This window comes from Sphingomonas chungangi, assembly GCF_013778325.1.
Taxonomy (GTDB): Bacteria; Pseudomonadota; Alphaproteobacteria; order Sphingomonadales; family Sphingomonadaceae; genus Solisphingomonas; species Solisphingomonas chungangi.
On record NZ_JACEIB010000001.1, the window covers coordinates 48,727 to 62,561 of the forward strand.

Consider the following 13,835-nt stretch of genomic DNA (forward strand, 5'->3'; position numbering starts at 1 on the left):
CGGCCCGTGACCCCCATGTCTAGGGGCTGATGACGCTTCACATCACCAAGGTCGCGGTCGGTTGCACCGAACTCGACACGCTGCGCGCGCGGATGGAGGGGCGTGCGGACGATGGCGAGACCTATCTCGTTACCCGCTTCCGGCCGAAGCGCGAGAGCGAACTGGTCGGCGGATCGGTCTATTGGATCATCAAGCACCGGCTCGTCGCGCGGCAGGAAATCCTCGGCTTCACGGACGATCCGGACGGCAAGCGCTGCCGCATCCTCCTCTCCGCCGAGTTGCGGCCCGTCCGCGCGCATCCGAAGCGCGCGCATCAGGGCTGGCGCTACCTGCCAGCCGCTGACGCACCCCCCGATCTCGGCGGCGCCGAGGCGGAGGGGCTCTCCGCCCTCCCCGGCGCGATGGCGGCCGAGCTGGCGGCGCTCGCGCTCATCTGAAACTCAATCCGTCGTGCCTTCCTTCGCGCAGCGCACGTCGCCCGATCCGGTGCGGGTGACGGCGCAGGCGGCCGGCCCCGCGATCGTCACGTCGCCCGATCCGGCGAGCACGACCTTCACCGCGTGACGCGCGCCGAGCGACAGGTCGCCCGATCCCACCAGCTTGGCCTGGGCGTCGTCGGTGATCAGGCTGGTCGCCTTAAGGTCGCCCGATCCGGTGACCGTCGCGGCGGTGGTGCGCGCCCTGCCGGCGAGGCTCATGTCGCCCGATCCGGTCATCACCGCTCGTAGCGTCGTGACGTCGAGGGCGCCGACATCCAGCGATCCCGATCCCGATAGCGCGAGATCGAGCGCGTCGCCCCGCACCCGATCGATCGTCGTGTCGCCCGATCCGGTGATCGACATTCCGACCAGCTCGGGCGCGGACACCTCGACCACGACGTTGCCATGCGGTCCGGTCGGCCAGCCGCCCCAGCCGCCGGGCAGCGCCTTAATCACCAGCGTGCCGTCATTATTCTCGATCGACAGGCGATCGAGCGCCTCCTTCGGCCCCGTCGCGTGCGCCCCGGGCGCGCCGCCGACGCGGACGTGCACGTCGAACGGGCCGGAAATGCGCATCCGGTTGAAGCCGGACAGGCCGTAATTCTGCATCGCGGCGTCGGCCGGCGCGGCGACAATCGGCAGCGCCACCAGAGAGGCCAGGATGGCGATGCGGGACATGGGCATTCTCCTTACTGGCCGCAGCGGACGCTGCCGAGGCCGCTCTTGCGTACCACGCAGCGCGCATTGCCCGCCACCACGACGCTGCCCATGCCGGACAGGTTCACCGCCGCCGCGCCGTTGACGCGTGCGCTGATATGGCCGGTGCCGGACATGTCGAAGGTGCCGGCATCGGCCGCGAGGTTGGCCACATCGATCGAGCCGACCCCCGAGACGTGCACGTCGAGCCGCCCGGTGTGGCCGGCAGCGACGATCTGGCCGGTGCCGCCCATGGCGAGCGCGGTATGCGGCACGCGCAACTGGGCGATGCGGATCGTCCCCGCCCCGCTGACGTCGCCGGCGAAGTCCGCCCCGTCGACGTGATCGATCGTCATCGTGCCCGCGCCCGAAATGCCAGCGCCGGAAACGCGCGGCATGGTGATGTTGACGTGGATGTCGTTGTTGCCGTTTATCGATCCGCCCTGCAGCCAGCCGAGCATCAGCGTATCCCCCCGGACGTCGGCGGTGAGGCGGCGGAGCAGCGCCGGATCGCCCTCGGCATGAACCGAAAAGCGCGGGCCGGCGGTGACCGTCACCGTCGCGGCCGACTTGAGCTCGATCTTGCTAAACCCCTGCGCGGGATAATCGCGGGTCGCGGCGGCAGCCGGCGCGGCGGCGAGCACGGTCAGGATCAAGGTGGGGAGGATGCGCATTGGGACCTCTCTAGTGTATTGCTTTTATAATACGGCAAGCGCCTGACAACGCAAGCACGGATGGGAGGATGAAGCACCCACTCGAACGCCCCCAGGATCCCGCAAAGGCGCGGACGGCCAGAATTCCGAAAAAGAAAAGGGCGGCCGAAGCCGCCCTTCCCGCACTTAGATTGATGGATCGTCTTATTTGGCGAGCGCCACCGCCGCTTCACGGAGGATCTCGATGATCTTCTGCTGCGCGCGGGGCTCGTCGGTCTCTTCCATCGCGGCCAGCTCGCGGGCGAGGCGGCTGGTCGCGGCCTCGAAGATCTGGCGCTCGGAATAGCTCTGCTCGGGCTGGTCCTCGGCACGGAACAGGTCGCGCACCACCTCGGCGATCGACACGAGGTCACCCGAGTTGATCTTCGCTTCATATTCCTGGGCGCGGCGCGACCACATGGTACGCTTCACCTTGGGCTTGCCCTTCAGCGTCTCCAGCGCCTCCTTCAGCGTGACCGAGGAGGAGAGTTTGCGCATGCCGACGGATTCAGCCTTGTTGGTCGGGACCCGGAGCGTCATCCGCTCCTTCTCGAAACGCAGCACGTACAGCTCGAGCTTGGCGCCAGCGATTTCCTGGCTTTGGAGCTCGATCACGCGGCCCACGCCATGCTTGGGATAGACGACATAGTCGCCGACATCGAAGCTCAGCGCCTTTGCAGCCATTTTGTACCTTTCCGGTAAAGTTACGGTCGGTCGGCCCTCACGGTCCGCAGTCCTTCGATTGTCCAAGTTCTGCCGCCGCCGGCGATCCGATGACCACCACAGATGAAAAGTGGGGGCGGAACCCACGATGCGCAAGCAATCGCAAGCCGCCCCCCACGGGCACGGCTTGTAACATAGTTTTAGCGCAATGTGTAGGGATTCGGTCCGGGACTTGCGCCGGACCGAGCGGGCTCAGTCGCCCTGGCCGGGCTCGGCGGAGAAATACTTGTCGTACTTGCCCTCCTCGCCCTTATGCTCGTCGGCGTCGCCGGGCGCTTCGCGCTTGCGGGTGATGTTGGGCCATTGCGACGAAAAGGTGGAGTTGAGCTCCTGCCACTTCTCCAGCCCGCCTTCGGTATCGGGCAGGATCGCCTCGGCCGGACATTCCGGCTCGCACACGCCACAGTCGATGCACTCGTTAGGGTTGATGACGAGCATGTTCTCGCCCTCGTAGAAACAGTCCACGGGGCACACTTCCACGCAGTCCATATACTTGCAGCGGATGCAGGCATCGGTGACGACGTAGGTCATGGCTCTTCTTCCGATTGTTCCGAACGGGTGACGAACGGGACCTGCTAGGCGCGTGCGGCGGCGTTCGTCAACGAATGTCTTTGCGAATGATTCTTGGTTGAGGTTTCGCACCGGCCCGCTCCCCCACGCCGCTTCCCGACGACATTTTAAGGCATCGGGAGACCAAGCGGGGGAGCGGGGCGGGATCCGCTAAACCAAATCCCGGTAGCAGGCCTGCGCCTCGGGCGCCGGGCCGCGCCGGTCGGGGATCGCCTCGACGCGCACCACCCGCACCTGGCCGCCGACCGGCAGGCCCAGCACGGAGCCGACCTTCACCTGCGCCGACGATTTGTGGATGGCCCGCCCGTCGAGGCGGATATGCCCTTCCCCGATCAGGGCCTGGGCGATGCTTCGCGTTCGGGCGAAGCGAGCGAAACAGAGAAACTGGTCGAGACGCAGCGTCGTGTCAGCCATGGGCACCTTGGGCTTGGGGTGGAAGAAGTCGGGCGAGCGCGCCGAACGCATTGCCCGGCCGGGCACGCGGCGCATCGGCGCGATCGGGGCGGCGGCCGCGCCACAGCCAGGCGACGGCGGCCTCTCCCTCGCCTCTCTTGTGCTGGGCGAAGCCGAGCGTGCGCATCAGCCGCGCGACCGCAGGCGGCTTCAGGCCCAGCGAGGTGGAGAGGGAGGGATCGGGCACGAACGGACGATGCCCTTCGCGTGCGTCATGCGCATGACGGGCGAGCCGTTCGGCGAGATCGACGCGCAGCATCTGGTCGCCGAGATCGCGGAAACCCGCGCGGCAGGCGGCGGCGCGGAGAACGGGATCGGGGAGGTTGATCATCGCCGAACCGGGTGCCGGTAGAGGTGGCATGGTCGCGTTGGCGCGCGCGGCCAGCAAGGCGAGCCGCCAGCGCATCGGCTCGGGCTTGAGCAGGGCCGGCACGAACAGGTCGAGCGTACCGATCTTGAGGCCGAGATTCGCCGCGATCCGGCGCTGATCCCGGTCGAGCGCGGGGAGAGAGGCGGCGACGGAGTCGCGCGAGACGATTCCGCCGGCCTCCGCGACGGGGGCGAGCAGGCCACGCAGCGCCGATGCGGTCGCCTTGTCGCGCGCGGCGGCGCCGATCGCGGCGAGCGGGGCGAGATGGCGTCCGATCGAGGCAGCGAGCCAGCGCTCCAGCCGCTCGGCGACCTTCGCCTTGTTCTCGGCCGAGAGCGGATCGAGCGTGCGATGAAGGGTCAGGCGTGGCTCGGCGAGCGAGCGACCCTTGCCAAGCCGCGCGACCACGTCGCCGCGCCAGAAGATCGCGACCGGGCGGCCGATGTCGGTGGCCAGCGTGAAGGCCTTGTCCGGATCGCTCGCCAGCGCCTTGGCCCGGCGCGCGAGCTCGTCGCCGAGGCGACGCTCCGCCGCCGCCATCAGCCGCTTCATGTCCGCGTGGCGGGCATTGGCATCGGCGACGAAGCGGAAGCCGGTGAGGTGGCCGATCGGCTCGTCGGCGACGCTCACCTCGCCGTCCGCGCCGATCGTGACTGGCAGCATCTCCGCGCCCTTCTTGTCCAGATCGCGCAGCAGCACCGAGGTGCGGCGATCGACGAAACGCTGGGTCAGCCGCTCGTGCAGCGCGTCGGAGAGCTTCTCCTCCAGCTGGCGCGTCCGCTCGGCCCAGAGCGCGGGCTCGGCCAGCCAGTCGGCGCGGTGGGCGATATAGGCCCAGGTGCGCGCCGACGCGATGCGGTCGGCGATCGTCTCGACGTCGCCCTGCACGGTATCGAGCCGGGCGATCTCGTCGGCGAACCATTGCGCAGGAAGCTTGCGATCGCCCTCGGAAAGGTGCTGGAAGACGCGCGCCACCAGCCGGGCGTGCGCCTCGCTGCCGGTCTTGCGGAAATCGGGGAGGCCGCAGGCTGCCCACAGCCTCTCGGTCATCGCCTGTCCGCGGGCGCGGTGGGCGATGTCGGGCTCGGCGGCAAGGCGCTTGAGGACGGAGAGGTCGATCGCCTCCGGCGCGGCACGCAGGCCGTCGCGGTCGGGACGCGCCTCCAGGCCGCCGATCAGCCTGCCGACGCTGGAGAAATCGGGCGTGCCGTTGCGCCAGTAGATATGGTCGAGCGGCTTGAAGTGGTGGCCTTCGATGGCCAGCACTTCCTCGGGATCGAAGCTCGCGCTCGATCCGTCCGAACCCAGCGTGCCGAACGTCCCGTCGCGCTGGTGGCGGCCGGCGCGGCCCGCGATCTGCGCCATCTCAGGGATGGTCAGCCGCCGCGGGCGCTTGCCGTCGAACTTGCGCAGCGACGCGAAGGCGACGTGGGCGACATCCATATTGAGGCCCATGCCGATCGCGTCGGTAGCGACGAGATAATCGACCTCGCCCGCCTGATACATGGCGACCTGCGCGTTGCGGGTGCGGGGGCTGAGCGCGCCCATCACCACCGCCGCCCCGCCGCGCAGCCGGCGCAGCATTTCGGCGACGGCATAGACCTCCTCCGCCGAGAAGGCGACGACGACCGAGCGCTTGGGCAGGCGCGAGATCTTCTTCGGGCCGGCATAGCTGAGCGTCGAGAAACGCGGCCGGCCGATGATCTCGGCATCGGGCGTCAGCGCACGCAGCATCGGCCGCAGCGTCTCGGAACCGAGGATCAGGGTCTCCTCGCGACCCCGCGCGCGCAGCAGGCGATCGGTGAAGACGTGGCCGCGCTCCGGATCGGCCGCCAACTGAGCCTCGTCGAGCGCAACGAAGGCGAAATCACGATCGGTCGGCATGCTCTCGGCGGTGCAGAGGAAGTAGCGGGCTTGCGGCGGCAGGATCTTCTCCTCGCCGGTCAGCAGCGCGACCTGATCCTTGCCCTTGATCGCGACCACCCGGTCATAGACCTCGCGGGCGAGCAGGCGGAGCGGGAAGCCCATGCAGCCGGAGGAGTGGGCCACCATCCGCTCGATCGCATAGTGGGTCTTGCCCGTATTCGTCGGGCCCAACACGGCGATCAGCCGCTCATTGACCAAGCCACCCATCCCGAAAAGCAAGGTGGGGTTTTGCGTGTGCGAAGGCAAGAGTCCTTGAGTCACAGAGGGATTCGCTTCGTCGCATTCCCCGAATCGTTCGACGCACCATAGGGAGGGTCAACTTGACCTTAACCCTGTTGGGGCAGAATCGCCGCTTCATCGAAAAGGGGACGGAGCGCTTTGTACCAGCGCGAGGAGCACGGGTTTGGAACGGGCGGCGCAGGGGCGATCGCCTTGAGTCCGTCCGGCTTCGGCCGCGCCGCGCCCAAACCGCGCCGGAGCTTCGCGACCGTCGATCTCGTCGTCGATCTCGGCTCGCGCATCGGCACCGGTGAATGGTTTCGCGGGCTCGGCACGCTGGGCGCGCTGATCGGCGGGACGATCTGGCTGGCGCCCGGCATCGAGCCGCTGACCGTCCCCGTGCCTGCCGCCATGGCATCGGCACAGTATGACGAGATGCGCTCGCTCTCGATCGCACCGATCGCCTATGGCGCGGATACTGGCCGCCGCCTCGCGCCGACCGATCGCGCGCAGCCGCTGACCTCGACCCCCGAGCGGCCCGAGCTCGACATTCAGTCCGCCATCGGCCTCGGCGACGGCCTCGCCCGTGTGCTGGAGCGCGAGGGCGCGGCCCATGACGATGCCGTCAAGGCCGCGAGCCTCGTCGCCGGCGCAGTGCCGCTGTCGGATATCGCGGCGGGCACCAGGCTCGCCATCACGCTCGGCCGCCGCCCGAGCCGCGCGGCGGATCGTCCGCTCGACGCCCTCACCTTCCGTGCTCGCTTCGATCTCGCGCTGAGCCTGACCCGCGTGAACGGCGCGCTCACCCTCCGGCGCCAGCCGATCGCGGTGGACGACACGCCCATGCGGCTGACCGGCGCGATCGGAACGAGCCTCTACGAGGCCGAACGGAATGCCGGCGCCTCGCCTTCGGTGGTGGCCGATTACATCAAGGCGATCGCGCCGCGCATGCCGATCGACGACATCATGGCGTCGGACCGCTTCGACATGGCGTTCGAGCACAGGCGCGCCGCCACCGGCGAGGTACAGACCGGGCGCCTGCTCTATGCCGGCATCGTCCACCAGGGCGAGACGCTGCGGCTGGCGCGCTGGACGCTCGGCGGGCGCGAGCAGTGGTTCGACGCGAGCGGAGAGGGCGAGCGGCGCGACGGCTTCACCATGCCGGTGTCGGGCGCGCGCATGTCCTCGGGCTTCGGGATGCGCTTCCACCCGATCCTCGGCTTCAGCCGGATGCACCAGGGCGTCGATCTCGCCGCGCCCTACGGCACGCCGATCGTCGCGGCGGCGGACGGCGTGGTGCGCTTCGCCGGCTGGCATGGCGGCCACGGCAACTTCGTCCAGCTCGCGCACGACGGCGGGATGGGCACCGGTTACGGCCACATGAGCCGCTTCATCGTGCGGCCGGGCGAGGCGGTCCAACAGGGCGAGTTGATCGGCTATGTCGGATCGACCGGCCTCTCGACCGGGCCGCACTGCCATTTCGAGGTCTATCGGGGCGGCCAGGTGATCGATCCGGCGAGCGCCAGCTTCGAAATGACTCAGCGGATCGGCGGCGGCGCGCTCGCGAAGTTCAAGGCGATGATGGGAAGGCTGGCGGGGCTGCCCGTTGGCGGCGGCGCGCAGACGGCGCGGGCGAAAGTTCTGGCCAAGGGCTGAGCCCCGTCACTCCAACCGTTCGTGCTGAGGAGCCGCTGAGCTCGTCGAAGCGGCGTCTCGAAGTACGCTCTCGCGCAACACCTTTCGAGACGGGCCTTCGACTTCGCTCAGTCCCCCCTCAGGGCGAACGGTGCTCTTGTTGCAAGAATTACCTCCCCTTGCGCCAGCGCGCGATGACGCGGTTGATCATCTCCGCCTCGCCGCCCTGGTTCTTCCACAGCACGGAGAAGAGCGGATCGCCCGACGCCGGGCGCTTGTTCTCCTCGAGATTGTCGAAGGCGATGCGCATCGGGATCGAGGCGCCCTCGCCGCACACCACGCACTCGCGGTTGCGGAGCGCCGGGATCGTCTCCATGAAGCCGCGAGCGCCTTCGGGCATCGCCGCCTTCACATGCGCCTGGTCGCGCTCGTTGTTGAGGCGCATCGCGATGATCGTGCCGCACTGGGAAAGCACGCCCTCCGCAAGGTCCGATGGACGCTGTGTGATCAGGCCCAGCGAGACGCCGTATTTACGCCCTTCCTTGGCGATCCGCTCGAGAACGCGCCGCACCGCCGACTGGCCCGGCACGCGATCGGACGGGATATAGCGGTGCGCCTCCTCACAGACGAGCAGGATCGGACGCGGCGTCTCGTGGCGGGACCAGATCGCGTAATCGAAGACGAGGCGGCTCAGCAGCGCGACCACCACCGACGTGATCTCGGAGGGCACGCCCGACACGTCGATGATCGAGATCGGCTTGCCGCCGGTCGGCAGGCGGAACAGGCGGGCGATCGTCGCCGCCATCGTGTCCGCCACCAGCATGCCGGAGAACATGAAGCCGTAACGCGGATCGGCGCGCAGCTCCTCGATCTTGGTCTTCAGCCGCATGTGCGAGCTGGTGTCGCCGGCGCGATCGAGCTTGCCCATGTCGGTGACGATGAAGTTGAGCAGGTCGGACAGCAGATAGGGGATCGGGCTGTCGACCGTGACCTTGCTGAGACCCTCGGCGGCGCGGCTCTTCTGACGCGCGGCGAGCAGGCACTTGGCGAGCACGTCCATGTCGCGCTGGCGCTCGGCGCCTTCGGTGTTGAGCATCACCTCGGCATGCTCCTCGAAGGTGAGCAGCCAATAGGGGAGCTGGAGGTTCTCGACGTCGAACAGCTCGCCATAGCCCTCGAACGCCGCCGGATATTCGCCGTGCGGATCGATCATGACGACATGGCCCTGCGGCGCCATCTCGCAGATGCGATGGAGGATGAGGGCGAGGCTGGTCGACTTGCCGGTGCCGGTGGAGCCGACCAGCGCGAAATGGCGGCCGAGCAGCGAATCGATATAAAGCGATCCGCGCACGTCGGATGTCGGATAGACGGTGCCGATCTCGATATGCGGGCGATCCTCGGCGGCGAAGATCTGCATCATGTCGGCATGGCCCGCCGGATAGACCGACACGCCCGGCATCGGGTAGCGTGTCACGCCACGGCGGAATTCCAGCATCTTGCCGGTGGTCGGGCAGATCCGGCCTTCGCCCAGGAAGTCGATCTCGGCGGCGATGCGGTCACCGTCGCCGCGTTCGAGCGCCAGCGAGCGGACGTTGGCGGCCAGCCACAGATCGCCGCAGCGCATCTTGATCTGGCTGCCGACCTCGCCGGCCAGCGCGATGCCGCCGCCCGTGTCGGCCCCGTCATGCAGGCGCTGGATGGCGCGCGCGTCGAAGATCACGCGGGCCGAGCCGCCGCCCACGTCCAGCACGAAGCCGATCTCGGTCAGCGGGGAATCGCGGCGGGGCTCCGCTGCCGCCGGCGCGGCAGTCTCCTCGGCAAAACCGCGCCAAGCCAATCCGTCCACGCTTGTTCCTTTCCCCTCGGAAGGACGACGTCTAGCCGGGCATGGGTAAAGAAATGACTGAGAGAAGGGTTAATTCCGCCGAAACAGCGCGCCCGCGCCCCAGCCGATGGCGAGCGAAAGAGCCACCGCGACAAGGCCGTACGTGAAGGGCCAATGGTGTGCGGCCAGCGTCACGAAGCGCTCGAACCCCTCCTTGCCGATGTCGACCTCGCGCACCGCACCGGCCACCACCTTGCCGTCCTGGATCAGGAAGGTCTCTGCGACGTAGCGGCCCACCGGCACGCGGGCGGGGATGGCGATCTGGGCTCGATAGAGCGCGCCCTCGCGGATCGCGACGCCATGGCTGTCTTCCACGTAGAGGCCCGATCGGCGCTTGAGATCGACCAGCCCGTTCTCGAAGCGCGCTTGTTCGGCGGGCTCGGCGCCCGAGGCGGGGGACATCTGGAGACTGTCCAGCCCAAGCTCGTAGATGGCGGCCGTGCGCTGGTCGACCAGCTGGCTGAGAGGCCGCGAACTGGCGATCGCATAGAAGGTGGGGGCGGAGCGGAAGCGCGCGCTGTCCGCGTTCAGCCACATGCCGGCGACCTTCTGCTTCTCGCGCACCAGGATCGACTGGGTCGGCCCCTTGAGCACCACCGCGACATCGGCGGGGTGATCGGGCTGGCGGCCGTGAGGATAGAGGATCGCGCCGAACAGCAGCAGTTCGGCGCCGGTGAAGCTGTAGACGATCTGCACCTGGCTGTCGGAGACGTCTGGCACCAGCACCGGCTTGGCGGCGCCCAGGCAGAGAAGGGCGGCGAGCGCTGCAAGGCGCTGCCTCATCCCAGCTCCACGCTGTAGAGTTCGCCTGGCCGCCACGTCAGCCCGATCGCCATGCGCACCGCCACCGCCAGCACGATCAGCGCCAGCATCAGGCGGAGATATTCGGGCTTCATCGTCATCGCGAAGCGGCTGCCGATCTGCGCGCCCGTCGCCGATCCGACCAGCAGGAGGAGCGCCAGCACGATATCGACCGCCTCGGTGGTGACGGCATGGATCAGCGTGGTCGCGGCGGTGACGAACAGGATCTGGAAGAGCGAGGTGCCCACCACCACCTGCGCGGCCATGCCGAGCAGGTAGATCATCGCCGGCACCATCACGAAGCCGCCGCCGACGCCGAGGCTGACGGTGAGCACGCCAGTCAGCACGCCGAGCAGGAAGGGCGCGAGCGGGGAGATATAGAGACCCGAACGATAGAAACGGTAGCGCCCCGGCAGCATCGCGATCAGCGGATTATGGCGCCGGGCCATGCGCCGCGGTTTCTCGCCACGCCGCTGGGCAAGAATCGTCGCGATCGACTCGCGCGCCATCAGCCCGCCGATCGATCCCAGCATCAGCACGTATGTGAGCGAGATCACGGTATCGATCTGACCCAGCCGCTCGAGCAGCCGGAACAGCAGTACGCCGAGCCCCGAGCCGAGGATGCCGCCCGCGACCATGACGCCGCCCATCTGGAAGTCGACGCCGTTGCGCCGCATCTGCGCGAGCACGCCCGACACGCTGGCGCCGGTGATCTGGGTGGCGGAGGACGCGACCGCGACGGTGGGCGGGATGCCGTAGAAGATGAGGAGGGGCGTGGTCAGGAACCCGCCGCCCACCCCAAACATGCCGGACAGCAACCCGACGCCGCCGCCGAGCAGCACGATCACCAGCATGTTCACCGATAGTCCGGCGATGGGCAGGTAGATGTGCATGGGAACAGGGCTAACCCATTGCGCGCCCGAGGGCTAGAAGTCGGTGGCGATCGTCAGCGCCGGCCCCGATCCGGGGTTGTCGTGGCCCAGCACCCGCTCGCGCCAGTCGAGCGCGACGGCGACGGCATGGCGCTCCACCGGCAGGCGCAGCACCACCGACGGGCCGATGTCGAGCCGGGAGGCGCCGGGCTGCGCCGCGCCCCACGCGCCGCCACCGATCGCGAGCGACTTGCCGCCGCCGAGATCGATCGCACGGGCGATCCGCGCCGCGCCGTCGGCGTAAAGATCCCGCCTGCGCGCGCCGACCGCGCCCGCCTCGCCATAGGCGTCGAGCCGCCAGCCCGGCGCGATGCGGACATCGTCGACGCCGCCGGCCGCGCCCAGCGTCCAGGCGTTGCGGCCGCCTCTGTCGATCGCGATGCGACGTTCCGCCATCAGGTGGATCGGCAGCGCGTCGATCGGCTTCCAGTCGAACCCGATCGCCGCCTCGGTCTGCCGCGCGCCGCCGATCGCGGTCGATATGCGCGCCGCCGCCGACAGATGCCTGTCGATCCGGTAGAGGATGCGCGCGCCGGACTGCCCGCCGCCGATCTGGCCGGGCGAGAGGCTGTTGGCCCGCCCGCCGCCGCGCAGGAACGCCCAGGCCGAGCCGGAGAAGCGCTTGTCCGAAGGCTGGCCGACGCTGGCGGCCGCTTCGGACAAGCCGCTCGATCGACGGTAGATACGGCCCGAGCCGGACGAGTAGGCGGCCAGCATCAGCAACTGGCTGGCGCGATAATCCTCGTCGGCGAGCGATCGCAGAGGCTCGCTCGCGCTCCGCCACATTGGCGAGATCACCGATGGGACTGGAGCGCGATACGCTGTCCGCAGCAGGAACGGGAAGGGCCGGCGCGCCAACCCCTGGAAGAGGGGTGGAGACCTCCTGGCCAGCAGCGAGGGAACGGTCGGCATGTTCGCGACGATGCGGCGAGGCTGGGATGGCAGCGTTGAAGGCGGCCCCCAGCCGAACAGCGCGACACCACGCCCCGTCGTCCACACCGCCGCCACCGCGATCAGGAAGCGGACCGGCGCGGCACGGGAGAGCGATCCGCTCAAGGCGCCGCCGTGCCCGAGGCGGGGAAGACGTGCGCGGTCTTGTCCCAGCGCAGCCGGCCGTGGCGCACGAGCCCGGCATAGAGGCCGAGCGCGCGCCATGCCGCCAGCATCGCGACGACATTGCCGATCAGCATATGGACCGGCGTCAGCGCCGCCATCCGCCGTCCGTGCGATCGGCCGGTGATCGCCGCGCGCAGGACGATTCGCCAGCCGAGAAGCAAGGCGCTGGCGATCGTCATCGGCAGCGGCATGCTGACATCCATCGGCCGATGGGTGAATAACGCCGCGGCCCGGGCGATGGCCCATAGCGGCATTGCGGCATAGGCAGCCGCCAGCACGATGGCCGCGAGCAGCGCCCGGCGGTCGCGCAGCCGCATCCAATGCTCGGCGATCCCGCCCCGCCAGCCGAGGCGGTCCCATCCGGCGAGAGAAATGCCGGTGATCCAGCGCGATTTCTGCCGGACGGAGCCCATCAGCGTGTGCGGGAAGCAGGCGTGGACCGCGACCATGCCGTGCCCGTCGGCGGCAGGCAGACGGATGAGCGCGCCACGTTCGCCCATCGCGCCGATACGCAGGCCGAGTTCGTAATCCTCGGTGAGGCTGTCGGGATCGAAGGGGCCGTCATGCCCCTCGGCGATGGTCGCGAGCACGCGCCGCGCGATGGCGCAGCCGACACCGGCCGATGGCACCGCCGCGCCGACCGCCTCGCGTACGACTACCTGCTTGCCGTGCGCCTCCGCGAACTCGCCGCAATAATGGCCGGACACCAGCTCGGCCCAGCGCCCGAAGCCACGCACGGGCAGCGCGTGGACGGGGATCTGCACCAGCGCGAAGCGCTCGATCAGCGCGTCATAGACGCCGAGCTCGTCGGCATGGACGATATCCTCGGCGTCGTGCAGCACCACGGCCTTCACAGGCATGCCGGCTTCCGCCTCTTCTGCCAGCATTGCCTGCCAGATCCAGTTGAGACAGCCCGCCTTGGTCGTCGGGCCGGGCCTGTCGCCGACCACGACGCGGACATGGGGGTCGCCCCGCGCCGCCTGCTCGATCGCGGCCACCGTGCCGGGATCGTTGGGATAGCAGCCGATATAGAGCCGCCAATCGGGATGGCGCAGCCGGGCGAGCGCCGTTTCCACCATCGCGCCGATCACCGTCTCCTCCTGCCAGGCGGCGACGAAGAGGGCGAGGCGGCCGGGATCGGCGGGCAAGGGAAGGCTCGCCGCCGTGGCCCTATCGTGTCGGCTGTAGATTGCGATCCGCCGCCACAGCGTCCGGCCGAACCAGATCAGGTCGACCAGCAAGTCGTCGATCCCGCCGATCAGGAAGCCGACGGCAGCGAACAGCAGCAGCTCGCGCGCGCAATCCTCCAACGCGAGAATCGGATCGAACCCTGCCAAG

At 69.0% G+C, this 13,835-nt stretch carries 13 protein-coding genes; 2 read left to right on the forward strand and 11 right to left on the reverse strand.

Annotated features, from left to right (window positions below; genetic code table 11):
• The first annotated feature begins 29 nt into the window (after positions 1–29).
• Positions 30–437 (forward strand): DUF1489 family protein, encoded by a 408-nt coding sequence (locus tag HZF05_RS00205; RefSeq protein WP_160364626.1) that lies wholly within the window; start codon positions 30–32, stop codon positions 435–437.
• Positions 438–440: 3 nt separating this feature from the next.
• On the opposite strand, the gene HZF05_RS00210 is transcribed toward HZF05_RS00205, so the two are convergent.
• The 6 genes from HZF05_RS00210 to HZF05_RS00235 all read right to left on the reverse strand — a co-directional run bounded on the left by HZF05_RS00210 (position 441) and on the right by HZF05_RS00235 (position 6,116).
• A complete protein-coding gene (locus tag HZF05_RS00210; protein WP_160364627.1) occupies positions 441–1,157 on the reverse strand; it encodes a head GIN domain-containing protein in 717 nt (238 codons plus the stop codon).
• Positions 1,158–1,168: 11 nt separating this feature from the next.
• On the reverse strand, positions 1,169–1,849 hold the full coding sequence (locus tag HZF05_RS00215) for a head GIN domain-containing protein (protein WP_160364628.1): 681 nt from the start codon (positions 1,847–1,849) through the stop codon (positions 1,169–1,171).
• Positions 1,850–2,032: 183 nt separating this feature from the next.
• Entirely contained in the window at positions 2,033–2,551 is a 519-nt protein-coding gene (locus tag HZF05_RS00220; RefSeq protein ID WP_022690932.1) for a CarD family transcriptional regulator, read from the reverse strand.
• A gap of 231 nt (positions 2,552–2,782) precedes the next feature.
• Positions 2,783–3,121: a ferredoxin FdxA gene (gene fdxA, locus HZF05_RS00225; RefSeq protein ID WP_160364629.1), complete on the reverse strand. Its 339-nt coding sequence runs from the start codon at positions 3,119–3,121 to the stop codon at positions 2,783–2,785.
• Between the two features lie 189 nt (positions 3,122–3,310).
• Positions 3,311–3,574, reverse strand: coding sequence for an RNA-binding S4 domain-containing protein (locus HZF05_RS00230; protein ID WP_160364630.1), 264 nt, complete (start codon positions 3,572–3,574; stop codon positions 3,311–3,313).
• A complete protein-coding gene (locus HZF05_RS00235) occupies positions 3,567–6,116 on the reverse strand; it encodes a helicase-related protein (RefSeq protein ID WP_160364631.1) in 2,550 nt (849 codons plus the stop codon). Before HZF05_RS00235 ends, HZF05_RS00230 begins: the two co-directional genes overlap by 8 nt.
• Before the next feature lie 225 nt (positions 6,117–6,341).
• Between HZF05_RS00235 and HZF05_RS00240 the strand changes: the two genes are divergently transcribed.
• On the forward strand, positions 6,342–7,784 hold the full coding sequence (locus tag HZF05_RS00240) for a M23 family metallopeptidase (RefSeq protein ID WP_246331440.1): 1,443 nt from the start codon (positions 6,342–6,344) through the stop codon (positions 7,782–7,784).
• 148 nt (positions 7,785–7,932) lie between these two features.
• Here the strand turns inward: HZF05_RS00240 and HZF05_RS00245 are convergent, their stop codons facing one another.
• The 5 genes from HZF05_RS00245 to HZF05_RS00265 all read right to left on the reverse strand — a co-directional run bounded on the left by HZF05_RS00245 (position 7,933) and on the right by HZF05_RS00265 (position 13,834).
• Complete coding sequence (locus HZF05_RS00245) at positions 7,933–9,609, reverse strand: ATP-binding protein (protein WP_160364633.1); 1,677 nt, start codon at positions 9,607–9,609, stop codon at positions 7,933–7,935.
• Positions 9,610–9,678: 69 nt separating this feature from the next.
• Positions 9,679–10,431, reverse strand: a complete 753-nt coding sequence (locus tag HZF05_RS00250; protein ID WP_160364634.1) for a TIGR02186 family protein — start codon at positions 10,429–10,431, stop codon at positions 9,679–9,681.
• Entirely contained in the window at positions 10,428–11,342 is a 915-nt protein-coding gene (locus HZF05_RS00255; protein ID WP_160364635.1) for a sulfite exporter TauE/SafE family protein, read from the reverse strand. The genes HZF05_RS00250 and HZF05_RS00255 overlap by 4 nt, the downstream gene beginning before the upstream one ends.
• Before the next feature lie 33 nt (positions 11,343–11,375).
• A complete protein-coding gene (locus HZF05_RS00260) occupies positions 11,376–12,437 on the reverse strand; it encodes a hypothetical protein (RefSeq protein WP_160364636.1) in 1,062 nt (353 codons plus the stop codon).
• A complete protein-coding gene (locus tag HZF05_RS00265; protein ID WP_246331441.1) occupies positions 12,434–13,834 on the reverse strand; it encodes a glycosyl transferase family protein in 1,401 nt (466 codons plus the stop codon). The genes HZF05_RS00260 and HZF05_RS00265 overlap by 4 nt, the downstream gene beginning before the upstream one ends.
• Between the last annotated feature and the right edge of the window lies 1 nt (position 13,835).